The organism is Stappia indica (assembly GCF_001696535.1).
GTDB lineage: Bacteria > Pseudomonadota > Alphaproteobacteria > Rhizobiales > Stappiaceae > Stappia > Stappia indica.
Genome location: NZ_MBQE01000006.1, coordinates 245,566 through 268,927 on the forward strand (window position 1 = coordinate 245,566; position 23,362 = coordinate 268,927).

General features: G+C 68.2%; 22 protein-coding genes and 1 tRNA gene. 14 read left to right on the plus strand and 9 right to left on the minus strand.

Annotated features, from left to right (window positions below):
* Nucleotides 1-18 precede the first annotated feature (18 nt).
* Together BBX35_RS21240 and acs are read left to right on the plus strand one after the other, a co-directional pair.
* Nucleotides 19-417, plus strand: coding sequence for a DUF1761 domain-containing protein (locus BBX35_RS21240; protein WP_067224383.1), 399 nt, complete (start codon nucleotides 19-21; stop codon nucleotides 415-417).
* A gap of 153 nt (nucleotides 418-570) precedes the next feature.
* The gene (gene acs / locus BBX35_RS21245) at nucleotides 571-2,511 is read left to right on the plus strand and encodes an acetate--CoA ligase (protein WP_067224385.1); all 1,941 of its coding nucleotides are present in this window, start codon (nucleotides 571-573) and stop codon (nucleotides 2,509-2,511) included.
* Nucleotides 2,512-2,595: 84 nt separating this feature from the next.
* On the opposite strand, the gene BBX35_RS21250 is transcribed toward acs, so the two are convergent.
* Together BBX35_RS21250 and BBX35_RS21255 are read right to left on the minus strand one after the other, a co-directional pair.
* Complete coding sequence (locus BBX35_RS21250) at nucleotides 2,596-4,431, minus strand: heme biosynthesis protein HemY (protein ID WP_067224386.1); 1,836 nt, start codon at nucleotides 4,429-4,431, stop codon at nucleotides 2,596-2,598.
* 61 nt (nucleotides 4,432-4,492) lie between these two features.
* A complete protein-coding gene (locus tag BBX35_RS21255) occupies nucleotides 4,493-5,755 on the minus strand; it encodes a COG4223 family protein (protein WP_141687904.1) in 1,263 nt (420 codons plus the stop codon).
* On the opposite strand from BBX35_RS21255, the gene BBX35_RS21260 reads away from it, so the two are divergent.
* Nucleotides 5,724-6,692, plus strand: coding sequence for a hypothetical protein (locus BBX35_RS21260; RefSeq protein WP_067224389.1), 969 nt, complete (start codon nucleotides 5,724-5,726; stop codon nucleotides 6,690-6,692). The two genes, BBX35_RS21255 and BBX35_RS21260, sit on opposite strands and share 32 nt — an antisense overlap.
* On the opposite strand, the gene BBX35_RS21265 is transcribed toward BBX35_RS21260, so the two are convergent.
* Together BBX35_RS21265 and hemC are read right to left on the minus strand one after the other, a co-directional pair.
* Nucleotides 6,670-7,377, minus strand: a complete 708-nt coding sequence (locus BBX35_RS21265) for a uroporphyrinogen-III synthase (RefSeq protein WP_067224391.1) — start codon at nucleotides 7,375-7,377, stop codon at nucleotides 6,670-6,672. The genes BBX35_RS21260 and BBX35_RS21265 overlap by 23 nt on opposite strands.
* A gap of 3 nt (nucleotides 7,378-7,380) precedes the next feature.
* Nucleotides 7,381-8,316 (minus strand): hydroxymethylbilane synthase, encoded by a 936-nt coding sequence (gene hemC / locus BBX35_RS21270; RefSeq protein ID WP_067224392.1) that lies wholly within the window; start codon nucleotides 8,314-8,316, stop codon nucleotides 7,381-7,383.
* A 137-nt stretch (nucleotides 8,317-8,453) separates the two neighbouring features.
* Here hemC and tsaD point away from each other — a divergent pair, with 137 nt between their 5' ends.
* The 10 genes from tsaD to leuB all read left to right on the plus strand — a co-directional run bounded on the left by tsaD (nucleotide 8,454) and on the right by leuB (nucleotide 16,951).
* Nucleotides 8,454-9,545, plus strand: coding sequence for a tRNA (adenosine(37)-N6)-threonylcarbamoyltransferase complex transferase subunit TsaD (tsaD, locus tag BBX35_RS21275; RefSeq protein WP_067224800.1), 1,092 nt, complete (start codon nucleotides 8,454-8,456; stop codon nucleotides 9,543-9,545).
* Nucleotides 9,542-10,066, plus strand: a complete 525-nt coding sequence (locus tag BBX35_RS21280; RefSeq protein WP_244271690.1) for an NUDIX hydrolase — start codon at nucleotides 9,542-9,544, stop codon at nucleotides 10,064-10,066. The genes tsaD and BBX35_RS21280 overlap by 4 nt, the downstream gene beginning before the upstream one ends.
* Nucleotides 10,063-11,082 (plus strand): NAD(P)H-dependent glycerol-3-phosphate dehydrogenase, encoded by a 1,020-nt coding sequence (locus BBX35_RS21285; RefSeq protein WP_244271691.1) that lies wholly within the window; start codon nucleotides 10,063-10,065, stop codon nucleotides 11,080-11,082. The genes BBX35_RS21280 and BBX35_RS21285 overlap by 4 nt, the downstream gene beginning before the upstream one ends.
* Before the next feature lie 114 nt (nucleotides 11,083-11,196).
* Nucleotides 11,197-11,484 carry a YciI-like protein gene (locus BBX35_RS21290; protein ID WP_067224394.1) on the plus strand — a complete coding sequence of 96 codons (288 nt, stop codon included), beginning with the start codon at nucleotides 11,197-11,199 and terminating at the stop codon, nucleotides 11,482-11,484.
* Between the two features lie 3 nt (nucleotides 11,485-11,487).
* Complete coding sequence (locus BBX35_RS21295) at nucleotides 11,488-11,910, plus strand: EVE domain-containing protein (RefSeq protein ID WP_067224396.1); 423 nt, start codon at nucleotides 11,488-11,490, stop codon at nucleotides 11,908-11,910.
* A complete protein-coding gene (locus BBX35_RS21300) occupies nucleotides 11,907-12,572 on the plus strand; it encodes a class I SAM-dependent methyltransferase (RefSeq protein WP_067224398.1) in 666 nt (221 codons plus the stop codon). Before BBX35_RS21295 ends, BBX35_RS21300 begins: the two co-directional genes overlap by 4 nt.
* A 145-nt stretch (nucleotides 12,573-12,717) precedes the next feature.
* On the plus strand, nucleotides 12,718-13,887 hold the full coding sequence (locus BBX35_RS21305) for a M20 aminoacylase family protein (protein ID WP_067224399.1): 1,170 nt from the start codon (nucleotides 12,718-12,720) through the stop codon (nucleotides 13,885-13,887).
* Between the two features lie 71 nt (nucleotides 13,888-13,958).
* Complete coding sequence (locus tag BBX35_RS21310) at nucleotides 13,959-14,744, plus strand: sulfite exporter TauE/SafE family protein (RefSeq protein WP_208979904.1); 786 nt, start codon at nucleotides 13,959-13,961, stop codon at nucleotides 14,742-14,744.
* Nucleotides 14,745-14,784: 40 nt separating this feature from the next.
* The gene (locus BBX35_RS21315) at nucleotides 14,785-15,744 is read left to right on the plus strand and encodes a threonine/serine dehydratase (RefSeq protein ID WP_067224403.1); all 960 of its coding nucleotides are present in this window, start codon (nucleotides 14,785-14,787) and stop codon (nucleotides 15,742-15,744) included.
* A 94-nt stretch (nucleotides 15,745-15,838) separates the two neighbouring features.
* Nucleotides 15,839-16,951, plus strand: coding sequence for a 3-isopropylmalate dehydrogenase (gene leuB, locus BBX35_RS21320; RefSeq protein ID WP_067224404.1), 1,113 nt, complete (start codon nucleotides 15,839-15,841; stop codon nucleotides 16,949-16,951).
* A gap of 75 nt (nucleotides 16,952-17,026) precedes the next feature.
* On the opposite strand, the gene BBX35_RS21325 is transcribed toward leuB, so the two are convergent.
* From BBX35_RS21325 to BBX35_RS21340, 4 genes are all read right to left on the minus strand, one after another.
* Nucleotides 17,027-17,230 carry a Trm112 family protein gene (locus BBX35_RS21325; protein WP_067224406.1) on the minus strand — a complete coding sequence of 68 codons (204 nt, stop codon included), beginning with the start codon at nucleotides 17,228-17,230 and terminating at the stop codon, nucleotides 17,027-17,029.
* Between the two features lie 89 nt (nucleotides 17,231-17,319).
* Nucleotides 17,320-18,000: an LON peptidase substrate-binding domain-containing protein gene (locus tag BBX35_RS21330; RefSeq protein WP_067224408.1), complete on the minus strand. Its 681-nt coding sequence runs from the start codon at nucleotides 17,998-18,000 to the stop codon at nucleotides 17,320-17,322.
* A gap of 148 nt (nucleotides 18,001-18,148) precedes the next feature.
* Nucleotides 18,149-19,141: a thioredoxin gene (trxA, locus tag BBX35_RS21335; protein WP_067224410.1), complete on the minus strand. Its 993-nt coding sequence runs from the start codon at nucleotides 19,139-19,141 to the stop codon at nucleotides 18,149-18,151.
* A 147-nt stretch (nucleotides 19,142-19,288) separates the two neighbouring features.
* Nucleotides 19,289-19,804, minus strand: a complete 516-nt coding sequence (locus tag BBX35_RS21340; RefSeq protein ID WP_067224412.1) for a prolyl-tRNA synthetase associated domain-containing protein — start codon at nucleotides 19,802-19,804, stop codon at nucleotides 19,289-19,291.
* A 258-nt stretch (nucleotides 19,805-20,062) separates the two neighbouring features.
* Between BBX35_RS21340 and BBX35_RS21345 the strand changes: the two genes are divergently transcribed.
* Nucleotides 20,063-20,137 (plus strand) — tRNA-Gly (locus tag BBX35_RS21345).
* A 117-nt stretch (nucleotides 20,138-20,254) separates the two neighbouring features.
* Here BBX35_RS21345 and BBX35_RS21350 read toward each other — a convergent pair.
* Nucleotides 20,255-23,107 (minus strand): EAL domain-containing protein, encoded by a 2,853-nt coding sequence (locus BBX35_RS21350; protein ID WP_067224413.1) that lies wholly within the window; start codon nucleotides 23,105-23,107, stop codon nucleotides 20,255-20,257.
* Between the last annotated feature and the right edge of the window lie 255 nt (nucleotides 23,108-23,362).

A 23,362-nucleotide genomic window follows, 5' to 3' on the forward strand; every position in this document is an offset into this window, starting at 1 on the left:
GAGGGACGGACCCAATTCATGATGTTCGACGGGATCGACCTGCTCGCCGTGCTGGCGGCAGCGGTGGCTTCCTTTGCCACGGGTGCGGCGTGGTACGCAGTGCTCGGCCGCGTGTGGATGCGCGCGGCGCGACTGAGCGAGGCCGACACTCGGCCGCGGCCGTTCCTGTTCATCGCCAGCTTCGCCTGCCAGCTGGTGATGGCATTGATCTTCGCAGGCATCATCTACCATGCCGGCCCGATGACGGTATCCAACGGCATCCTGTCCGCCGTGCTGGTCTGGACCGGTTTTCTCGCCACCACCCTCATCGTCAATCACAGGTTTCAAGGTGCCTCCTGGGCGCTGACCGTCATCGACGGCGGCCACTGGCTGGCGGTCCTTGTGATTCAGGGCGTCGTTCTCGGCCTGTTGGGCTGACGCGGCCAGCGGGCTGACGCAACGTCCTGCCCCGCCTACGAAAGAACGATTGCAGCGAAGTGGACGGCCCGGGCCACGATCCCCATAATGCGCGGCGACAACGAGCGGCACGCCGGCACGATGCGCGCGCCTCGAGATACTGGGAGGATCCGTATGTCCGAAAATCTCTATCCGGTTCCGGCTGCGATCGCCGCATCCGCCCTGATCGACGATGCGAAGTACCAGGAGATGTACGCCGCTTCGGTCTCCGATCCGGAGGCGTTCTGGGGCGAGCACGGCAAGCGGATCGACTGGATCAAGCCGTATGGCAAGGTCAAGAACACCTCCTACGACCCGCATAACGTCTCGATCAAATGGTTCGAGGACGGCACGCTGAACGTCTCGGCCAACTGCGTCGACCGTCACCTGGCGACGCGCGGCGACAAGCCGGCGATCATCTGGGAGGGCGACGACCCGTCCGATCACAAGGTGATCACCTACAGGGAGCTCGCCGGCGAGGTGAACCGCTTCGCCAACGTTCTCAAGGACCTGGGCGTCGCCAAGGGCGACCGGGTGACCATCTACCTGCCGATGATCCCGGAAGCCGCTTATGCGATGCTCGCCTGTGCCCGGCTCGGCGCCATCCATTCGGTCGTTTTCGGCGGCTTCTCTCCCGACAGCCTGTCGCAGCGCATCGCCGGCTGCGAGAGCAAGGTGGTGATCACCGCCGACGAGGGCCTGCGCGGCGGCCGCAAGGTGCCGCTGAAGGCCAATGTCGACAAGGCCGCCGACAAGGCGCCGGTCGACAAGGTACTGGTCGTGCGGCGCACCGGCGGCAATGTCGCCATGAAGGACGGCCGCGACGTTTGGTATCACGAAGCGCGCGAGCGCGTGTCCGACACCTGCCCGCCGGCCGAGGTGAACGCGGAAGACCCGCTCTTCATCCTCTACACCTCCGGCTCGACCGGCCAGCCGAAGGGTGTGCTGCACACCTCCGGCGGCTATCTCGTCTACGCCTCGATGACCCATCAATACGTCTTCGACTGCAAGGACGAGGACATCTACTGGTGCACGGCGGATGTGGGCTGGGTGACCGGCCACTCCTATATCGTCTACGGACCGCTCGCCAATGGCGCGACGACGCTGATGTTCGAGGGCATCCCGACCTATCCGTCCCCGGCCCGCTTCTGGGAGGTGATCGACAAGCACAAGGTGACGATCTTCTACACCGCACCGACGGCGATCCGCTCGCTGATGGGCGCCGGCACCGAGCACGTGAAGAAGACCTCGCGCGCCTCACTGCGGATCCTCGGCTCGGTCGGCGAGCCGATCAATCCGGAAGCCTGGATCTGGTACTACGAGAATGTCGGCGACAGCCGCTGCCCGATCGTCGACACCTGGTGGCAGACCGAGACCGGCGGCATCCTGATCACGCCGCTGCCCGGCGCCACGGCGCTGAAGCCCGGCTCGGCGACACGCCCGTTCTTCGGCGTGCAGCCGGCCCTGGTCGATGCGGAAGGCGCGATCCTGGAGGGCGCGGCCGAAGGCAACCTCGTCATCACCGACAGCTGGCCTGGCCAGATGCGGACGGTCTACGGCGACCACGAGCGCTTCGTGCAGACCTACTTCTCCACCTACAAGGGGATGTATTTCACCGGCGACGGCTGCCGCCGCGATGCCGACGGCTATTACTGGATCACCGGCCGCGTCGACGACGTCATCAACGTCTCCGGCCACCGCATGGGCACGGCCGAGGTGGAATCCGCGCTGGTCGCCCATCCCAAGGTCTCCGAGGCCGCGGTGGTGGGCTATCCGCACGACCTCAAGGGCCAGGGCATCTACGTCTATGTGACGCTGATGGCCGGCGAGCAGCCGAGCGAGGACCTCGCCAAGGAACTGCGCGCGTGGGTGCGCCAGGAGATCGGGCCGATCGCTTCGCCCGACTTGATCCAGTTCGCTCCCGGCCTGCCGAAGACTCGCTCGGGCAAGATCATGCGCCGCATCCTGCGCAAGATCGCCGAGGACAGCTTCGAGAATCTCGGCGACACCTCGACGCTGGCCGATCCGGCCGTAGTCGACGACCTGATCGAGAACCGCCAGAACCGCGGCGCCTGACGCAGACAAGAAGTCCTAGGCAGCAAGACAACAAAAAGGGCGCGGGAGATGATCCCGCGCCCTTTTGCATTCCCGTATCCGCCGTCAATTGAAGAAGCGATAGCCCGGCGTCTTCGGGGGCACCTCGTCGTCGCCCCCGTCCGGTCCCGGATCGTCCGGCATGTGCTTCAGCGGAAACTCGATGGGCCGCGACAGGTCCTTGCCACCCTTGGCGTCCTTGCCGTCCGGTTTCGCATCGCCCTTCGCCGGGGCAACCGGGACCGCAGCTGCAACGGCCGCTGCGGGAGCTGCCGCAGGCTTGGCCTCGCTCTTTTCCGAAAGGTCCTTTTCAGCGGCCGCCGGCTCGACCGGCTTTGTTGCCGGAGCAGGCGCAGGGGCAGGCTTCGCCTCGGCCACAGGCTTTTCCGAGGCCTTCTCGGTCGCCTTCTCCGGAGCCGTCTCCTCGACCTTGGCAACCGCCACTGGGGTGTCGACGGTCTTCGTTTCGGCAGCAGGTGCAGCCGGCGTCATCTCCATGACCGGCCCGTCGTTGAGCGCATCGATCTCGTCCGGCCGGGCCGGAATCGAAGCCGCAACCGCGGGAAGCGCCTCGAACATCGCCTCGTCCAGCGCCTCCAGAGAGGTGTCCTGGTGATCGAGCGCCGCCGGCGGCGAGGTCCACACGAAAGCATCCAGCCTGCCGTCGACCGGAGACACCGGCGCCCAAGCCTCGCTGACGACGCCATCGGCAACCCAGGCCGGATCGGCCGGCGCACGCACGGCGCGGGCGAGCCACTCGCGCACCCGGCCACGGTCGCCGTGCTGGGTTTCCTCCAGCTCCGCCATCAGCAGGAAGGCCCGGCGGGTCGGCTCCAGCGTCATCGCCGCCTTGAGCTGGGCGCGGGCCAGCGTGTAGTCGGAGGCCTCCAGCGCGGCACGTGCCAACGCCAGCGCGCCTTCCGCGTTGTGGGCGCGCAGCGCCGCCAGGGTCTTGATCCGCTTCAGCCGGTCGAGCGCGGAATCGCCGGTGCGCGCATGGGCATAGGCATCCGCCAGATCGGGATGCGGCGAGAGCTTCCAAGTGGTCTCCACCACCTTCAGCGCCTTGCGGATGTCGCCGCGCCGGGTGGCGAGCCGTGCCGCGACCACCGCGGCCGGCACCAGATCGGGCGCCAGCCCGTGCGCCTCCGAGGCCAGGCCCTTGGCCTGATCCGGATCGCGGTCCTCCAGCTCCAGCGCCTGCGCGGTCAGCAGCACCGCCTTGTGGCGACGGAAGGTCTTCTTGTCGACGAGCTTGGCCGCATAGTTGCGCTCCAGCGAACGGATTGCATCGGCCCAGTCGCCGGCAACCGCCTGATAGCCGAGCACAGCGCGTCCGGCCCAGGCAAGACCCGGCACCAGCTTCGCCGCTTCCTCGGCATAGTGCCGTGCGGCGACCGGCTCGCCGACGCGCTCCGCCTCCACGTAGAGCCCGTGCAGGCCCACCGGCTTCATCTGGGGATCCTCCAGCATCGCCTCGAAACGGCCGCGCGCCTCCTCATGACGGCCGGCCAGCTGGGCGCTTTGGGCGAGCAGCAAGGAGGTCGCCGGCTCATGACCGAGCAGCTTGGCCGCCTCGCCGCCATAGCGCGAGGCGCTGCTGGCATCGCCCACGCCCAGCGCCAGCATGCCCTTCGACAGTGCATCGTAGCCGCGGTCGCGGCGGCGACGGCGGAAGAAGCGGCCGACAAGGCCGGGCGAGCGCATCAGGAACAGTGCCAGGTTCCACAGGAAGATGCCGACGGCCAGCAGCGCCGCCAGCGCCACGGCCGCTGTCATCAGCCCGGTCTCGATCCGGTAGCCCTGCCAGTCGAGCGTGACGAGGCCGGGCCGGTCGGCAATCCACGCCATGCCGAGCGCTGCGGCGAAGACCAGGGCGATGAAAATCAGCAAGCGGATCATGTCGTCTCTACTCCCGGCGGCTCGTTACCCGGCGATTGGTGCGCAGCTGGCGCGGCGGTCGTCAGTTCGAGGCGGCCGGCGTCGCCGATCCGCCCATCGATTTCAGCACGTCGCCGGTCACCCGGTCCATCAGCTCGTCGGCGGCAAGCCGGGCCCTGGCATCCGCCACCCAGTCGGCGCCGGCGGCACGCACGGTCTCCGGCAGCTCCTCGTAGGCGGCAAGCGCACCTGCGAGATCGCCGCTGTCGACCCGCGCCTCCATGCGGCCGAGCGCGGCCTCCGGCGTTGCCGCGTCGCTTTCGCCGGGCTGACGAACCGAAACCAGCGAGCGGGCATTGGCCAGCAGGCTGCCGACCAGATCCCCGTCGGCCGGCGCGTCGATCTGTGCGGCCATGGCGCGCGCAGCGGCGGCAAAATCGGCCCGCAACGCAGCGCGGGTCGGAACGCCGCTTTCCGCACGCGCCGCAAGGGCGGAAAGATCCGTCCCCTCCGGCAGCGCCGAAGAGACGGCCGCCAGCTCGGTCGCGTAGGGCTCGCCCCGGTCCATCGCCGCGCGCAGCGACGAGACGGCAACGGCGCGCGCCGCCGTTTCCCGCGCACTGACATCGCCCATCTGCGCCTCGACGGGGGCAAGCCGCTCATCCAGCGCGGAAATGCGACCGGTCAGGCCCGAAAGCTCCTGCTCGAGTTTGGAGGCAAGCGCCGTCTGGCCCCCGGAGAGCGTGTCGAGATCGCCGCGCAGGCCGGACAGCTCCGACTTCAGCCCTTCGAAGTCCTGCCCGAGCGAGGCCGCACGGTCGCGCAACTCGGCAAGGCCGCCGGAAAGCTCCGAGGTGTCGGGAACCTTGGCGGCGAGCTCATCGAGACGCGTGGTCAGCGCCTGCTGGCCTTCCGAGATCTGTTTCAAGGTGGTGTCCAGCGCGCCCTGCGCCTCCTGCAGGCTGGCAAGGCCAGCCGTCTCGCCGGCACCGCCGGAGGACATAAACCGGCGCAGCTCGGCAAGGCCGGTTTCGATCTGGTCGATGCGCGTCGCCGCTTCGTCGGACAGGCTGCTTGCAACCGATCCGGACGAGAGGTCGCGCAAGGATGTTTCGAGGGCGGCGATGCGCTCCTGAACCGCATTCAAGTCTGCGTCGGCCGCCGGAGCCTCGCGCTCGGCGAGCCCTGCGATCTGCGTCTCCAGGCCGGTGATGCGGCTTTGCGCGGCAGCCAGCGCCGACTGCACCTCGCCCGAGGCGCTGCTGGAAGACAGAAGTCCTGCCTGATTAGCACCCCAGACACCGCCGAGGGCGATGGCGCCGCCGAGCAGCGAGGCGGCCAGCAATCCGCCGAACCCCGTCGAGGACTTCGCCTCGCTCGCTGTTGAAGAGGCCGCGGGCTTGTCCGTCTTGGCTTGCGAGGAGGCCGCGGATGACGACGGAGAGGCCGAAGAAGCGGGCTTGGCCGTTGCAGAGCGTGCTGTCCCCGGCGATGCGGAGGTGGAGGATGCCGAGGTGGAGGAAGTGGAAGACGGCGCGGCGGACGGGGAAGCCGCACCAGAGGAAGGTGTTGCCGTTGCCGGCTTGGCGGCCGCCGGACCGGAGGACGACGAGGTCGCCGAAGAGGCAGGCGAAGCACTTGCGCTCCCGGACGACGTGCTGCTCGCGGTCGAGGAGGAGGCCGGCGAGGAGGACCCGCCAGCGGTCGGCTTTGCGCCGGAAGCAGCAGCAGACGGAGAAGACGTGGAACCGGACGTCGAGCTGCTCGTCGAACCGGAGGCAGGGCTGGCGGAGGCAGAGCCCGTCGTCGTGCTGGCTGCCGGCTTGGATGCCGTTCCCGGCGTGGCCGAGGCCGCAGAGGAGGAAGAGGGAGACGACGCCGAAGACGAGGAACTGCCGGAAGACGCCGAAGCGGTCTTCGCAGCGCCAACTTCCTTGGCCTGCAGGTCGATGGTCACCGGCTTGCGCCCGGCGCCGGCCGCGCCCTTGGCGTCGGTCGCTTTCGGATCCCCCGCTTTCGGGTCAGCGGATTTCGAAGCGGTGCTCCTGGGGTCCGGCTTCTTGCTGTCGGCAGCCATGAACGGTCTCTCCCTTGGGTCCTTCACCGGGGCCGGATTTCGGCACGGGGCCAGTATAGCGCGTCCGGCGGCGTCCTTGCCCCTCACCCCTTTGTCTATGTTCGCCGCTCTTGCGGTGCAAAACAAATTTGCCCCCTGGCGGGTTTCGCCGCAGGCGAAAAAATCGTTTCAGCGCCCGCACATCACCCCGGCAGCAAGGCCATGAGGCCGGCTTCGTCCGGAGTTTTCGCGAGCTCTACAGGCCCCAGTCCCGCCAAAGGCTCGCCCGCTTCCGCAGAAATCGCAAGAAAGCGGAAAGCCGGCCGGTCACCCCAGGCGACGAGCGCATCGGCCAGCGCCTGCGCTGACCGGCGGGAATAGACCGGCGCAACGACCGGACCGGAGCCGGCCACGAGCGCGGCACGCACATCCTCCGGCAGGTGCCCCACCGGGTCCATTGCATAGAGCTCGACCAGCCGGCAGCCGATCCCGGCATCCTGCAAGAGCGCCGCGAGGTCGCCCGAGCGATCTCGCGGCGCAAGATGCAGCACCTCGCTTCCGCGCGGAAGCGCCGCCCGCAGGGCCGCGGCAAGGGCGATGAGATCCCCCTCGGCCGCGTGCGTGTCGGCAAAGCCCGCCGCCCGCGCAGCGCGAGCCGTCGCCTCGCCCACCGCATGCAACGGCAGGGCATAATGGGCGGGCGACAGAAACGGCCCCGCCGCCTCGATGCCGCGCGCACTGGTCGCCACAAGCGCCGCAAGACCTTTCGCCGGCGGCAGGGCGCCCGGGCCGGGATCGAGAGGTGCGAAGGCCAGCAGCGGCGCCACATGCACCTCATGCCCGGCCGCGCGGTAGCGGGCGGCGCTACGGTCGGCGGCAGGCGCCGGGCGGGTCACCAGCACACGGGCCATGGCTCAATACGCGAAGAAGTCCGGGCCGCCGCGGCGCTTCAGCTCGGCGCCGGCATCGCGGCCCATCGCTTCCGCCTCGGCCGCCGTGCCCTCGCGCCGGGTCTCGTGCACCGTGCGTCCGTCCGGCGTCAGGATCAGCCCCTCCAGCACCAGCTTGCCGCCGGACAGGCGGGCGAGTCCGCCGATCGGCGTACGGCAGGAGCCGTCGAGTTCACGCAGGAAGGCGCGCTCGGCCACCAGGCAGATCTCCGTTTCCGCGTCGTGAATCGCAGCGATCATCTCCCGCGTTGCCGCATCGTCGGCGCGCGCCTCGATGCAGATCGCCCCCTGCCCCACCGCCGGCAGGAACTCCTCCACCTCCAGCAAGGAGGTGATGACATGGGCGAGGCCGAGACGGCGCAGGCCGGCATTGGCGAGCAGCGTCGCGTCGACCACTCCGTCGGCCAGCTTCTGCAGCCGGCTCTGGACATTGCCGCGATAGGTCACCACCTCGATGTCCGGCCGCAGACGCTTGATCATCGCCTGGCGGCGCAGGCTCGAGGATCCGACCACCGCGCCTTGCGGCAGGTCGGTCAGCCGTGCCGCCTTCGGCGAGATGAAGGCATCGCGCACGTCTTCGCGCGGCAGGAACGCGATGATCTCGAGCCCGTCGGGAAGCACCGTCGGCATGTCCTTGGAGGAATGCACGGCGATGTCGATCTCCCCCTCCAGCATCGCCGTTTCCAGCTCCTTGGTGAAAAGGCCCTTGCCGCCCACCTCGGAGAGCGGGCGGTCGAGGATGCGGTCGCCGGAGGTCTTGATCACGACGATCTCGAAGGCCTCCTGCGGCAGGCCGTGGGCGGCCATCAGCCGGTCGCGGGTCTCGTGCGCCTGGGCAAGCGCCAGGGCGCTGCCGCGCGTGCCGATGCGCAAGGGAAGGCCGGAATGTTTTGTTTGCAAGAAACTCGTCCCTGGTGTTAGGCGGGGTGCGTCCGTTAGGCGGAACCGCGATGATAAGACCTGAAAGCGCTTCGGCCAATGCGGCCGGCTCAAGTTTCCCCCTTGGCAGTCCCGACCCCGGGGGGCCTGCCGGACCGCTGACGGTGCTGGGCATCGAGACCAGCTGCGACGAAACCGCCGCTGCCGTGGTGCGCGTGGCGCCCGATGGCAGCCGGCAGATCCTGTCGGACGTGATCCGTTCGCAGACCGGCGAGCACGAAGCCTTCGGCGGTGTCGTACCCGAGATCGCCGCGCGAGCCCATATCCGCATTCTCGATGGACTGGTGAGCGCAGCGCTCAAGGATGCCGGAGTTGGCTTCGGCGAGCTCGACGCGGTCGCCGCAACCGCAGGCCCCGGCCTGATCGGCGGCGTCATCGTCGGCCTGACCACGGCCAAGGCCATCGCCATGGCCGCCGGCAAACCGCTGGTCGCCGTCAACCATCTGGAAGGCCACGCGCTGACGGCCCGGCTGACCGACGGACTGCCGTTTCCCTACCTTTTGCTGCTGGTGTCGGGCGGACACACCCAGTTCCTGCTGGTCGAAGGCGTCAGCCGGTACCGGCGGCTCGGCTCCACCATCGACGACGCCTTGGGCGAAGCCTTCGACAAGACGGCGAAGCTCCTGCAACTCGGGTTTCCAGGCGGGCCGGCCGTGGAGAAGGCGGCGATGCGCGGCGATCCGTCGCGCTTCCAGCTGCCCCGACCGATGCTCGACCGGCCCGGCATCGACCTCTCGTTCGCCGGGCTGAAGACAGCCCTGCGCACCACCGCCGAGGCGAATGCGCCGCTGTCGCCGCAGGATGTTGCGGACCTGTGCGCCTCGTTCCAGCAGGCTGTGACCGACGTGATCGGCGAAAAGAGCCGGCGGGCTCTCGCCCTCTTTGCCGAAAGCCATCCGCAGACCTCGCCCGCGCTGGTGATCGCCGGGGGCGTCGCCGCCAACACGGCGATCCGGGCGCGGCTGGAGGCGGAGGCAGCAAAGGCTGGCGCGCGTCTCGTCGCCCCTCCGGGCCGGCTTTGCACCGACAACGCCGCGATGATCGCCTGGGCCGGCATCGAACGGCTTGCAGAAGCGCAGGCCGCCGGCAAGTCTCTGGACGAGCGCGACGCCCCGGCACGGCCGCGCTGGCCGCTGGATGCGGAGGCCGCCGCCGTGATCGGATCGGGACGCAAGGGAGCCAAGGCGTGACCGCAGACCCCCGCTTTTTCGAGGGCGTCCTGTGCGACGCCATGCCGGAGCGCTTCGACCGGCTCAAGCACAAGGCCTATATCTACCTGACGGCCGGACGCGAGGTTCTGGTCTTCCGCCAGCCCGACCAGCCGGAGGTCGGCCTGCAGGTCCCCGGCGGCACGGTCGATCCCGGCGAGAGCCATCTCGGCGCCGCCTGCCGCGAGTTTCGCGAGGAAACCGGACTGGAGGTCGCCCGCGCTCTCGATCCGCTTTGCGAGCAGACCGTGCTCTTCGACAATTTTCAGGGGCGCGACATCCATGCCCGCCAGCTCTATCACGGCCGCCTGCGCGGCGACGAGACACGCCGCCCCCGCTGGGAACACTACGAGATGACGCCCTCCGCCGGCGGCGATCCGATCCGCTTCGAGCTGTTCTGGATGGATGTCGGCGAGGCCCTGCGGCTCGGTTCGGAGCGGTTCTTCACCGGCTTCCATGCCCCGCTCGCCGAGCTGGCCCGCCGGCTGGGGATCGCCCCGTGAGCGCTGCGGCCAACAAGCCCGCCGAGATCCGCCGCATCGCCGTGATCGGCGGCGGCGCCTGGGGCAGCGCACTGGCGCTGACCGCAGCGCGGGCCGGACGCGACACGGTGCTGTGGGCCCGCGATGCCGAAACGGTCGCGGCCGTGGCCTCGGGCCGCGGCAATCCGGCCTATCTGCCAGACATTCGCTTCGATGCCCGCGTTGCCGCGACCACGGACCTTGCCGAGGCGCTGGACGGCGCGGACGCGGCGCTGCTGGTGACCCCGGCCCAGACCACGCGCACCATGGGCGCGGCCATCGCGCCGCTTGCCCGGCCGGGTCTGCCGGTGGTGCTGTGCGCCAAGGGCATCGAGCGCGAGACCGGACTGCTGCCGGCGCAGGTGCTGGCCGGAGCCGCCCCCCGCTGCCGGGCGGCGATCCTCTCGGGTCCGAGCTTTGCCGCGGATGTCGCACGCGGCTTGCCGACGGCCGTGACGCTGGCCGCCGAAGACGGCGATCTTGCCGATGCGCTGGCGCTGGCCCTCGCCGGCCGTCAGTTCCGCCCCTATGCCTCGACCGACCCGCTCGGCGCGCAGATCGGCGGCGCCCTGAAGAACGTGCTGGCGATTGCCTGCGGCGCAGTGGCGGGCAAGGGCTGGGGCGCGAGCGCGCTCGCCGCCCTGACCGCACGCGGCTTTGCCGAGCTGAGCCGGCTCGGCCTGACGCTGGGCGCGCGACCCGAAACGCTGACCGGCCTTTCCGGTCTCGGCGATCTGGTCCTGACCTGCTCCTCCGCCCAATCCCGCAACTTCGCCTTCGGCATCGCCCTTGGAGAAGGTCGCACGGTGGCCGAGCTTGCCGCGACCGGGAAGCTGGCGGAAGGCGTGCATTCCGCCGCCGTTGCCGTCGACCTCGCCGCCCGGCACGGGGTCGAGATGCCGATTGCCGCCGCAGTGGCCGACGTGCTGGCCGGCCGGCTCGGTGTCGACGATGCTCTGGAGCGGCTGATGACGCGCCCGCTGCGCCGGGAAACCTGACACGGATCCTCGGCAGCTTGCGGACAGCCGCGAACCGGGTATCTATGCCTCATGATCTCCGGTGCCCGAAAACGGGCCCCGGTACCACCTGAACCGATACGGGAGGCCCCGCCGATGCTTTATGCCCTGATCTGCACCGACAAGCCGGGCGCGCTGCAGACGCGTCTCGACAACCGCGCCGACCACCTCGCCTTCCTCAAGGCGATGGGCGACAAGCTGAAGGCGGCCGGCCCGTTCCTGGACGACGACGGCGGCATGACCGGGTCGCTGGTGGTGATCGAGGCGGCAAACCGCGACGAGGCGCTCGCTGTCGCCTCCGAGGATCCGTATGCCCGTGCGGGCCTCTTCGAGAGCGTCGAGATCCGGCCCTGGAACTGGGTCATCAAGAACCCGGAGGCCTGAAGCATGCGCTACTGGCTGTTCAAGTCCGAGCCGGACAAGTGGTCCTGGGAAAAGCAGAAGGCCAAGGGCGAAGTCGGCGAGCAGTGGGACGGCGTGCGCAACTATCAGGCCCGCAACAACATGCGCGAGATGAAGCTCGGTGACCGCGGCTTCTTCTACCATTCCAATATCGGCAAGGAGGTCGTCGGCATCGTCGAGGTCTGCGCGCTGGCGCATCCCGACAGCACGACCGACGATCCGCGCTGGGAATGCGTCGACATCCGTGCCGTTCGCGACATGCCGAAGCCCGTGACCCTCGCCGACGTCAAGAACGAACCGCGACTGGCCGACATGGCGCTCGTCACCTCCATGCGCCTGTCGGTGCAGCCGGTGACGGAAGAGGAATGGAAGATCGTCTGCGAAATGGGCGGCCTGAAGGACGCATGACCACGACCGTCGATCCGCGCGCTTTCGTGTTGGCGAACACGCGGATCCACCCGGTCCCGCATGCGCCGGAGATCCGCCTGCACCTGGCCGACGAGGCGGTGGCGCTGTGGCAGAAGACCGAGGACGATCTCGGTGCCATCGGCCTGCCGCCGCCGTTCTGGGCTTTTGCCTGGGCCGGCGGTCAGGCGCTCGCCCGCCATATCCTCGACGAGCCCTCGCTGGTCGCGGGCCGCAGCGTCTACGATTTCGCCACCGGCTCGGGCCTGGTCGCCATTGCCGCCGCCCGCTCGGGCGCAGCGCGCGTGACCGCCTGCGACATCGACCGCTTCGCGCTGGCCGCCGCCGGGCTCAACATGGAGCTGAACGAGGTGTCCTTCGCCCTGGAAGGCGAGGATCCGCTCAGTCTTGCGCCGCCCGATGCCGAAGTGATCCTGACCGGCGACGTCTTCTACGAAAAGCCGATGGCCGACCGGGTGCTGGCCTGGGCCGACCAGGCACTCGCCCGCGGTTCGCGCGTGCTGGTCGGGGATCCGGGGCGCGCCTATCTGCCGAGGGAACGGATCCGCCACCTTGCCACCTTCGACGTGCCGGTGAACCGCTCGCTCGAGGATTTCGAGGTCAAGCGCAGCAGCGTCTACGAGTTGCTGCCGCCGGCATCCTGACGCAGCGGCGAGGCGGAGCCTGCAAAAGTCGGCCGGCAAAATGGCGCCGGGACTTGCGCAAGTCCCCGTTTTCGGCGTCAGATACGCGCCTCTCCGCGGCCGCGCCGCAGCCTCGACAGCCTTTCGCCAAAACCAGAGGACCATCATGCCGATCATCAACCGCTTCGCCGATCTCGCCGAGGAGATCACCGAGTGGCGCCGTGACATCCATGCCCATCCGGAGCTGCTTTACGACACGCACCGCACCTCCGAGCTGGTCGCCGACAAGCTGAAGGCCTTCGGCGTCGACGAAGTGGCGACCGGCATCGGCCGCACGGGCGTGGTCGGCGTCATCAAGGGCAAGTCGAACGGCTCCGGCAAGGTGATCGGCCTGCGCGCCGACATGGATGCGCTGCCGCTCGACGAGATCACCGGCAAGCCCTACGCGTCCACCGTGCCGGGCAAGATGCACGCCTGCGGCCATGACGGCCACACCGCCATGCTGCTGGGTGCCGCCAAGTATCTCTCCGAGACCCGCAATTTCGACGGCACCGTGGTGGTCATCTTCCAGCCGGCCGAAGAGGGCGGCGCCGGTGCCAAGGCGATGGTCGACGACGGCCTGATGGACCGGTTCGGCATCCAGGAAGTCTACGGCATGCACAACATGCCGGGCGAGCCGGTGGGCAGCTTCCACATCCGTCCGGGCGCGATGATGGCCGCCGCCGACCGTATCCAGATCGACATCGAGGGTGTCGGCGGCCATGCGGCCAAGCCGCACGAGGTGGTCGACACGCTGCTGGTCGGCGCCCACATCATCCAGGCGGTGCAGTCGATCGCCAGCCGCAACGTCGATCCGCTGAAGTCGGTCGTCGTGTCGATCACCGCGTTCAACGGCGGCTTCACCGACAACGTGATTCCGCAGACCGCCCGTCTGCGCGGCACCGTGCGCACGCTCGACGCCGAGATCCGCGATCTCGCCGAAAAGCGCCTGAAGGAGATCGTCCCGACCATCGCCTCCGCCTTCGGCGCCAAGGCAGAGGTCAACTACCTGCGCGACTATCCGATCACCATCAACCACGCGGAGCAGACCGAGTTTGCCGCCGGCATCGCCCGCAAAATCGCCGGCGACGACAACGTGGTGACGGATGTCGCCCCGACCATGGGCGGCGAGGACTTCTCCTTCATGCTGCTGGAGCGTCCGGGCGCCTTCATCTTCGTCGGCAACGGCGACAGCGCCAACCTCCACCACCCGGCCTACGACTTCAACGACGAGCTGATCCCGGTGGGCTGTTCCTACTGGGTCAAGCTGGTCGAGACGGCAATGCCGTCCAGCTGATACAAGACCGGATGCGGGAGGGTTGAGATCCCCTCCCGCATCCACCTCGTCCCCCACCTGCGGGCCCTTCCTTGACCGCCCTTTTCGACACGCTTCAGCACCTTACTGCCGCTCCCGGCATGTCGGCCGCCTCGCAGATCCTGCTCATCGCCGTCAGCCTCGCCACATCCGCCGTTTCCGCCGCCTTCGGACTGGGCGGCGGCATGATGCTGATCGCCGTGATGGCGCAGGTCATGCCGATCCCGGCGCTCGTCCCGGTCCATGGCGTCGTCCAGATGGGCTCCAACGGTGGCCGGGCGCTGGTGCTGCTGCCGCATGTCAACTGGATCGCCGCCCTGTGGTACGCGCTCGGCGCAGTGGCAGGGGCCGCGCTCGGCGGTGCGCTGGCCGTCAACCTGCCGGCCGAGGTCGTCCGCCTCGCCCTCGGTCTCTTCATCCTCTGGATCGTCTGGGGCCGCATGCCGCGCTTCGAGCGTGCGCCGAAGCGGGCCATGGCCGGCGCCGGTTTCATCGCAACCGGTCTCAGCATGGTGTTCGGCGCCACCGGCCCGATCGGCGCGGCGGTGCTCGCAGCCCTGCGCCTCCCGCGCCAGACCTTCGTCGCCACGCAGGCGGTCACCGCCCTGTCGCTGCATGTGTTCAAGATCGCCGTCTTCGGCGTTCTCGGCTTCGCCTTTGCCCCCTGGACAGGGCTGATCCTGGCGATGATCGCCAGCGGTTTCATCGGCACGCTGATCGGCACGCGCCTGCTTGCCCGCATGTCGGAAGGCGCGTTTCGCTATGGTTTCCGCTTGCTCATGACCGTCCTTGCCGGCGGCCTCGTGCTGCGCGGCCTCGCCGGGTTCTTGCCGGCCTGAACGGCCGCCGCCCCCTCTCACCTCTCCCAAGGAGCCAGCCATGACCGCCCAGGCCGCATCGCCCCTTCCCGTCACCCCCGCCGATATCGAGGCCGCAGCCGCTCGGATCGCGGGACGGGTGCGCCGCACGCCGGTTGTGGAAAGCGGCGCCGGCAGCTTCGGCATCGACGCGTCGCTGTCGATGAAACTGGAGCTCGTCCAGCACACCGGCTCCTTCAAGGCGCGCGGCGCGTTCAACACGCTGCTCTCGTCCGACGTGCCCGCGGCCGGCGTCGCGGCCGCTTCCGGCGGCAATCACGGCGCAGCCGTCGCCTATGCAGCCCGTGCCCTCGGCCACCAGGCAGATATCTTTGTTCCCGAGACGTCGGCCCCGGCCAAGATCGCACGGATTCGTGCCGCCGGCGCGAGGCTGCACGTGGCCGGCACGCGCTATGCCGATGCGGCGGAAGCCTGTGCCCGACACCGCGAAGAAACCGGCGCGATGGACATTCACGCCTATGACGCGCCCGGCACCATCGCCGGACAGGGCACGGTCGCGATGGAATGGCTGGAACAGGTGCCCGATCTCGACACGGTGCTGATCGCCGTCGGCGGCGGCGGGCTGATTTCCGGCTGCGCGCTTTGGCTTGCCGGCAAGGTCCGTGTCGTGGCGGTGGAGCCGGAAGGCTCCTGCGCCCTGCACGCTGCACTCGAGGCAGGCGAGCCGGTCGATGTGCCGGTCGACAGCCTTGCCGCCGACAGCCTCGGCGCCCGGCGCTGCGGCGACCTGGTGCACACGATTTGCGCCGCCCATGTCGACCAGAGCCTGCTGGTGACCGACGAGGCGATCCGCAACGCCCAGACGCGGCTTTGGACGGAGCTGCAGGTGGCGGCCGAGCCCGGCGGGGCAACGGCGCTCGCAGCCCTGACCTCCGGCGTCTACCGTCCTGCGCCCGGCGAGCGGGTTGGCGTGCTCGTCTGCGGCGGCAATGTCGCCCTCGACAGCATCGTGACCGGTTGAGCCGGATGCTTGCCAAGCGACGCACGACGTTCTAGCAGAAACGCGAAAGATCATTCTCTCGGCCTTCCGAAAAACTCACGAGGAAACGCTCCCAATGACGACCTACAAGCTTCTGCTCCTGCCCGGCGACGGCATCGGCCCCGAGACCATGGGCGAAGTGAAGAAGGTGCTCGGCTGGTTCAACGCCCGCGGCACCGCCAGCTTCGAGACCGAGGAAGATCTCGTCGGCGGTTGCGCCTACGACGCCCATGGCAAGGCGATTTCGGACGAGGCGATGGACCGCGCCATGGCCTCCGACGCGGTGCTGTTCGGCGCCGTCGGCGGTCCGAAGTGGGACGGCGTGCCCTATGACGTGCGCCCCGAGGCCGGCCTGCTGCGCCTGCGCAAGGACATGGAGCTGTTCGCCAACCTGCGCCCGGCGATCTGCTACCCGGCGCTGGCCGATGCCTCCTCGCTGAAGCGCGACGTGATCGAGGGCCTCGACATCCTGATCCTGCGCGAGCTGACCGGCGGCGTCTATTTCGGCGAGCCGAAGGAGATCACCGAGCTCGGCAACGGCCAGAAGCGCGCCGTCGACACCCAGGTCTACGAGACCTACGAGATCGACCGCATCGCCCGCGCCGCCTTCGAGCTGGCCCGCACCCGTCGCGGCAAGGTCACCTCGATGGAAAAGCGCAACGTCATGAAGTCCGGCGTGCTCTGGAACGAGGTGGTGAGCCAGGCCCATGCCGACGGCTACCAGGACGTCGAGCTCGAGCACATGCTGGCCGATGCCGGCGGCATGCAGCTGGTACGCTGGCCGAAGCAGTTCGACGTCATCGTCACCGACAACCTGTTCGGCGACATGCTGTCCGACGTCGCGGCGATGCTGACCGGCTCGCTCGGCATGCTGCCTTCGGCCTCGCTCGGCGCTCCGGACCCGGAGACGGGCAAGCGCAAGGCCCTGTACGAGCCCGTGCACGGCTCGGCGCCGGACATCGCCGGCAAGGGCGCGGCCAACCCGATCGCGATGATCGCAAGCTTTGCCATGTGCCTGCGCTACTCCTTCGGCCTCGTCGAGGAAGCGGACCTGCTGGAGAAGGCGATCTCGTCCACGCTGGACAAGGGCCTGCGCACCCGCGACATCGCCGGCAAGGGCGAGAGCGCCATCGGCACCTCGGCCATGGGTGACGCCATCGTCGCCGAGCTCGACGCGCTGAGCGCCTGATCCGCGGCTTTGAAATGCGAAGGGCCGGCCCCGCGGGGCCGGCCCTTCTTGTTTGAAGAGGCGATTACCGCCCGATCAGGCAGCGTCGCTGTCGTCCAGGGGGCGCGCTTCGTCCGGCAGCATGATCGGAATGCCGTCGCGGATCGGATAGGCAAGCTTGGCCGCGCGCGAGATCAGCTCCTGCTTCTCCGCATTGTATTCCAGCGTCGTCTTGGTCAGCGGACAGACCAGCAGCTCCAGAAGCTTGCGGTCGAGTGCATGGGCGGGTTCGCTCGCCATCGCGGTATCTCCGTTCGTCGGCCGGTACCGGCCCTGTATCGCGCAGATTGCTGCCACGGCTGTCCGCGCAAAGCAACACAGGGCTGAAGCTACTGCAGCGTCACCCCGCCCTCGTCCCGGCTGCGCCGCGCCAGGTCGACCTCGGTCAGGGCAACCAGCGTTTCGGCTCGGGTGCGCAGGTCCGGCGCCTCCAGCAGCGCCTGCTTTTCGGCCGGACCATAGGGGCTCATCATCGCCAGCGCATTCACCAGGATCTCTGTCGAGGCACGGTCGATGCTGTCCCAGTCGGCCTCCAGATCGTTGGCATCGAGATAGGCCCGCAGCGTCTTCACCAGCCCGTCGCGGTCGACCTCGTCCTCGCCGAGCCCGGTGCCGAAATCCTCGGCAAAGCCCGCGGAGGCAATGCGCCCGATCCGGTACGGGGTGAGCGTTGCCAGTTCCTCCTCGAGGCGAAAGCGCGCGATGCCCGTCAGCGTCACCAGATAACGGCCGTCGCCGGTTTCCTGCACCGCGATGATGCGGCCGAGACAGCCGATGCCGACCAGCGGCGGCACCGGCTCCTCGGTCTTTCCGGAGGCGAAGTCGGGCTGGATCATGCCGATCACCCGGTCGCTGGCCAGCGCCGCATCGATCATTGCCACATAGCGCGGCTCGAAGATGTTGAGCGGCATCTGCGCCTTGGGCAGCAGCACGGCGCCGGCGAGCGGAAACAGCGGAACCGTCGCCGGCAGGTCTGAAAAGCTGGAATAGGTCGCGTTTCCGGCGCGCATGTCGGATCACCCGTTGGAAAGCGTTGCGGCGGGCTCGAGCCCGCCTTCTCTCTTTCTATATGGGCGCACCAACCGCCCGTGGCCAGCCGGAGGCGGCCACGGGATGAAAAAAGCCCTTCAGCTCAGGCAAATGCCCGGGCCGCAAAGATCAGCGGAACAGCACGGCGGAGAGGCGGCGCCGACCATAGGCGGTCGCCGGATCCTTGTGGCCCCACGCCTCGAAGAACTGCAGCAGCTGCTTGCGCGCGCCGTCCTCGTTCCACTCGCGATCGTGGCGGACGATCTCGAGCAGCTGGTCGACGGCCTCCTGGCGCCGCGCAGCGCTGGAGCCCAGCGCTACGGCCAGATCGAACCGCGCCTGATGATCGGACGGGTTCTCGGCGATGCGTGCCTCAAGACCTGCGAGATCGCCGAGGCTGCTCGCCTGATCGGCAAGGTCGAGCGCGGCGCGGGCGGCGGAAATCGCCGGATCGGAGGCGGTGCCCTCCGGTGCCATGGCCAGGACCTCGCGCGCCTTGTCGAGGGCTTCGGCCGCCACATAGCACTGGGCGAGCCCGCCGATGGCAGCAAGGTTTTCCGGCTCCATCTGCAGGGCGCCGGCATACAGCTGGGCCGCCTGGGCGAGATCGCCGGCCTCGCGCGCGGCATTGGCCTGCGCCAGCACCTGTTCCAGATCGCTCGGCCCGATCGGCCCGGCGATTCGCTCGATGAATGCCTTGACCTGGCTTTCCTGCTGAGCGCCCATGAAACCGTCGACCGGCTGGCCGTTCTTGAACGCAATGACTGCAGGGATCGACTGGATGCCGAGCTGGCCGGCGACTTCCGGATGGTCGTCGATGTTCATCTTGGCGAGGATCACGGCACCACGCGCATCACGCACCGCCTTTTCCAGCACCGGGGTCAGCTGCTTGCAGGGCCCGCACCACGGCGCCCAGAAATCGACCAGCACCGGCTGCTTGCGGGACGCCTCGATCACATCCGCCATGAAGGTCTGCGTGGTGACATCGCGAATGACGTCCGCCGCCGGCGCACCGCCGCCAGCCGGGGCGGCAACGCCTCCCGATGCGGCCGGTGTCCCGTAACCGCTACCGCCGAAGGACCCGCCGAAGCTGCCTCCGACCGAAAAACCGTCGTTGCTCATACCCTGTCGTCCCCGGTTGCGCGAACGGCTGCCACCAGCCTGTCCGCAGCGTGATTCGTCTGGTCACCCATGCTCGTCAGCCGGACGGTCCGGCTGCGGCAGGCTACCTGCATGTTGCGCCTAACATGGGCGCATCGGCGGCAAAATTCAAACCGCGGCTTGCTGTCCTGAAACCGCGATGACCTGCGCTTCGTGACCGCAAGCGCGCGCGAATGCCAACAGCCCTTCGCGCGAGATCGTCGTGGTCGCGGTGTTCTCCAGCGGATGGAAGTTGAGCGGCTCGACCTGCATCATCTCTGCATCGAAAATCGGCGTGACCCTTTGGCCTTCGCGGTCGTTGATCAGGGCGAAGGGCGTCACCGAGCCGGGCAACACGCCCAGCACCTCCATCAGGAGGTCCGGCTTGCCGAAGGAAACCCGCCCCTGCGCCCCGATCAGCTGATGGATCGACTTCAGGTCGATCTCCGCATCGTGCAGCGCGACGACGAGGAAAATGCGTCCCTTCTTGTCCTTCAGGAACAGGTTCTTGGTATGACCGCCTGGAATTTCATCATGAATTTCGGTGGATTCGGCAACCGTGAACACGGGCGGATGATCGCGGGTCGTGACCTCCAGACCGAGGTCTTCGAGAAAGGCGAGAAGGTCCTGGCGACTTGCCGGCATGGGGTCCTGTCCTGATCCTGCGGGCCGGAAGTCCGGCGGGAAGGCTCGACTTTTGCCTCGCAAATCGAGACCACACCGGTCTAACCGACCCGGCTGCCCGTGCACAAGACGGCGCCCGTGCAATGCGCGCAAGCGGCTGGAAATCCACTGCTGATCCACAGGCCGCGGCGCACAAAAAACACTGTTGCAATCCGCATCGCCTTGGTTCATATACAGCCCACCTCAGGCGCCGGTCGCAACCGGTTGCCACAAACTGATGCGGGCGTAGCTCAGGGGTAGAGCACAACCTTGCCAAGGTTGGGGTCGTGGGTTCGAATCCCATCGCCCGCTCCAGTTTCTCGAGGATACGCAAAGCCGTGGTTCGCCGCGGCTTTTGTCGTTTCAGGGCCAGGCGTTGCCGAGCGCCTGTCAACGCGGCTTTCGAAAGCCTCCTGCCAGACCGCAGTCCCGTCAGATGGCAAGCCTGCCGCTTTCGGCCGGTCCGTGCGGAGCCACCGACCACACGGGGTGCGGTGCTGGCCGCCCGATGAAGAAGCCTTGCGCGATATCGCAGCCGAGCTGGGCGAGAAACGCAAGCTGTTCCCCGGTCTCCACCCCTTCCGCGACCGTCGTCATACCGAGACTGTGCGCCAGACCGATGATCGCGCGCACGATGGCCACATCGTCGTCGGACTGGCCGATATTGCGCACGAAAGACTGGTCGATCTTCAGCCGCGACACCGGAAACCGCTTGAGATGGGTAAGCGAGGCATAGCCGGTGCCGAAATCGTCGAGTGCCAGGGAGATGCCGAGCTGCCTCAGCGCTCCTAGTGTTTCGGCGATCCGCTCGGCCGAACGGTCGAGCAGCACGGTTTCCGTCACCTCGAACTCCAGCTGTTGCGGCCGCAATCCGTACCGCGCCAGGGCCTCCGTCACATACTCGGGAAAGTGCGGGTCCTTGAGCTGCGAGGTTGCAAGGTTGATCGCGAGCTGGCCGGCATCGGCGCGCCCGGCAGATGCCTTCGAGAACGTTGCGAAGGCCCGCTCCATGATCGCGCGACCGAGCACGCCGCCGAGGCCGAGATCTTCGGCGATGCCGACGAACTCGAGCGGACTGATCGCCTGCCCCCCATATTGCCAGCGCGCCAGAACCTCGAACCCGACGATGCGGTGATCGCCGAACCCCAGCTGCGGCTGGAAGGCGACATCGATGTCTTCGGCGGAGATCGCGCCGCGCAGTGCATCGCCGAGCTCCTGGCGGCGCTCCAGCCGGCGCCGCAGCTGCGGATTGAACAGGGTCCAGCAGTTCCGACCCTGCGCCTTCGACTGATAGAGCGCGATATCGGCGTTCTTGATGATGTCGGTCGGCGTCTCGCCGTCCGCAGGGAACAGGGTCACGCCCATGGAGATGCCCGGCCGCATCATTCGGTCGCCGAGCCGGGTTCGTGCCGTCAGGGCCTTGTGCAGCTTTTGCGCCATCCGCTCGGCCGCCAGCTCGTCCGCAAGCCCCGTCAGCAGAACGGCGAACTCGTCGCCCCCCAGCCGCGCGACGACATCCCCACGCCGCAACAGCCGGCGCAGCCGCTGAGCCACCACCCGCAGCAGGGCATCGCCTGCGTCGTGGCCGAGCGTATCGTTGATCGACTTGAAGTGATCGAGATCGATGATGATGAAGACGCCGACCTGATCGCGAAGCCGCTTGCCCTGCAGCGCCTTGTCCAACTCCCGCGTCATCACGGAGCGATTGGCCAGTTGCGTCAACCCATCCGTCTCTGCGGTCCGGCGGATGGCCAGCTCTGCCTGCTTCAACGCCGTGATGTCCGCACGCACGCCGACGATTGCGCCGCTGGTCGAGCGCCTCTCGCTGACCTGCAGCCAGCGCCCGTCGGACAGCAACTGGATGCTCGGCTCGCTTGGCGGGTCCCGGTGGATCGCAATCCGGTTCCGGATCCAGGCTTCGCGCTGCTCGGGCGTCGAACCCGGGTCCATATATTGCCCTGCCGCCACGCCGTGGCGCAGGATGTCCTCGAACGGCGTGCCTTCCCGGATCAGCTTCGCCGAAAGCGCGTAGTAGTCGCGATAGGAGCGGTTGAAGAGGATCAACCTGTCCTCGGCATCGAAGGCCGCGATGGCATCCGGGATCGTCTCGATGACATCGTGCAAAAGCGCCCGCGCCTCGACGAGTTCCGTGACATCCGTCTGGACGCCGACGAAGCCCTCCGGTTCCGCGCCCTCTCCTGCGATCGGCCGGATGTCGAGATCGAGCCAGTAACGCCGTCCGGTCCGGGACTGGTTCAACACCTGCACCCGCACAGGCCGCCCTTCGGCGATTGCGGCGCTCATTTCGCGCACCGTCGCCGGATCGGTCTCCGAGCATTGCAGCACTGCGCCGGGTTTCTGACCGAGAACCTCGGCTTGCGTATAGCCGGTCAGGCGCTCGAATGCAGTGTTCACCCAGCGGACCCGTCCCGCCCGGTCGCACACCACCACCGCATTGTTCGTTGCCCGGATGACGATGTCGGACCGCCGCAACTGCTCCGCCATGGTCTCGCGCCGGGTCACGTCGCGCGTCACGCCGCGATAGCCGAGAAACCTGCCGTCAGTCGAAAAGCGCGGCCGACCGTTGACCTCGGTCCACATCGGCTCGCCATCCCCGCGCAGGGTGGAGAAGATGAAGTTGTCGATCGGGGCATGACGGGCCACCGTTTCCGCGTATCCGCGCCACAGCGGATCGGCCACAGGGTCTCCGTTGGCAACCTGCCAGCGGGTCCGGCCGATCCACCCGGCGAAGTCGAGACCGAGCCGCCCTCCGTCGCCGATCACGCTGGTGAAGCGATGTTCTTCATCCGTCTCCCAGACCCAGTCCGAGGACACGGCAACGAATTCCGCCAACCGTTGATGGGCCTCGTTGAGCCGGCGGACCGCATCGGTTCGGGCCGTCTGGTCCACCGAAACACCGACGCCGCCGATGATCACGCCGTCGACCATCACAGGTTCGATCGAGGTTTCGGAGACGACACGACCGCGTGAGGTCTCCATCTCGCGGCTGTAGTGAACGCGCTCTCCCCCGATCACCCTGAGATGCATCTGCGTCCAGGCCTGCCCTTCCTCGGGACCGAGGCCCGCCTCGCTCGGCAGCAGTCCAACGGCACTGCCATGGGTCTCGCGATCGATCCGGTTCTGAAACACATAGCGTCCGCTGCGGTCGAAGATCCACGCGGAATGAGGGAGACAGTCGAGCACGGCGGTCAGACCGCGGGTGCTTTCGAGAATCCCCGTCTCCTGGGCGGAGACGGGATCGGAGGAGAAACCGTCCCGATCCATCATGCTTCCCGTCAGGCGGATGTCGTCGCACCGATTGGAGAACCGGGCTGCAGCCGATCATCCCAATGGCAAGTCCGGCCAAGGTAAATCCGGCGGGCCGACCGCATGCGGCTCCCTCTCCCGAGCCTGGCTTCTGCCCTGCCGCATGCAGGCAGCGACCCGGGTCGGAGCTTGAACATGCCGAAGCGGACCGAAGGCTGGCGGCCAGATATCCGCGAATCGACCACCTGCCAAAAGTTGCATGACCTGCCGATT

What these genes read in the sequence shown, in the direction of transcription:
- BBX35_RS21240 (WP_067224383.1), top strand. Translation starts at nt 19, where the DNA reads ATGATGTTCGACGGGATCGACCTGCTCGCCGTGCTGGCGGCAGCGGTG.
- acs (WP_067224385.1), top strand. Translation starts at nt 571, where the DNA reads ATGTCCGAAAATCTCTATCCGGTTCCGGCTGCGATCGCCGCATCCGCC.
- BBX35_RS21250 (WP_067224386.1), bottom strand. Translation starts at nt 4,431, where the DNA reads ATGATCCGCTTGCTGATTTTCATCGCCCTGGTCTTCGCCGCAGCGCTC.
- BBX35_RS21260 (WP_067224389.1), top strand. Translation starts at nt 5,724, where the DNA reads ATGGCGCCGCCGAGCAGCGAGGCGGCCAGCAATCCGCCGAACCCCGTC.
- BBX35_RS21265 (WP_067224391.1), bottom strand. Translation starts at nt 7,377, where the DNA reads ATGGCCCGTGTGCTGGTGACCCGCCCGGCGCCTGCCGCCGACCGTAGC.
- BBX35_RS21290 (WP_067224394.1), top strand. Translation starts at nt 11,197, where the DNA reads ATGCTTTATGCCCTGATCTGCACCGACAAGCCGGGCGCGCTGCAGACG.
- BBX35_RS21295 (WP_067224396.1), top strand. Translation starts at nt 11,488, where the DNA reads ATGCGCTACTGGCTGTTCAAGTCCGAGCCGGACAAGTGGTCCTGGGAA.
- BBX35_RS21300 (WP_067224398.1), top strand. Translation starts at nt 11,907, where the DNA reads ATGACCACGACCGTCGATCCGCGCGCTTTCGTGTTGGCGAACACGCGG.
- BBX35_RS21305 (WP_067224399.1), top strand. Translation starts at nt 12,718, where the DNA reads ATGCCGATCATCAACCGCTTCGCCGATCTCGCCGAGGAGATCACCGAG.
- BBX35_RS21315 (WP_067224403.1), top strand. Translation starts at nt 14,785, where the DNA reads ATGACCGCCCAGGCCGCATCGCCCCTTCCCGTCACCCCCGCCGATATC.
- leuB (WP_067224404.1), top strand. Translation starts at nt 15,839, where the DNA reads ATGACGACCTACAAGCTTCTGCTCCTGCCCGGCGACGGCATCGGCCCC.
- BBX35_RS21325 (WP_067224406.1), bottom strand. Translation starts at nt 17,230, where the DNA reads ATGGCGAGCGAACCCGCCCATGCACTCGACCGCAAGCTTCTGGAGCTG.
- BBX35_RS21330 (WP_067224408.1), bottom strand. Translation starts at nt 18,000, where the DNA reads ATGCGCGCCGGAAACGCGACCTATTCCAGCTTTTCAGACCTGCCGGCG.
- trxA (WP_067224410.1), bottom strand. Translation starts at nt 19,141, where the DNA reads ATGAGCAACGACGGTTTTTCGGTCGGAGGCAGCTTCGGCGGGTCCTTC.
- BBX35_RS21340 (WP_067224412.1), bottom strand. Translation starts at nt 19,804, where the DNA reads ATGCCGGCAAGTCGCCAGGACCTTCTCGCCTTTCTCGAAGACCTCGGT.
- BBX35_RS21350 (WP_067224413.1), bottom strand. Translation starts at nt 23,107, where the DNA reads ATGGATCGGGACGGTTTCTCCTCCGATCCCGTCTCCGCCCAGGAGACG.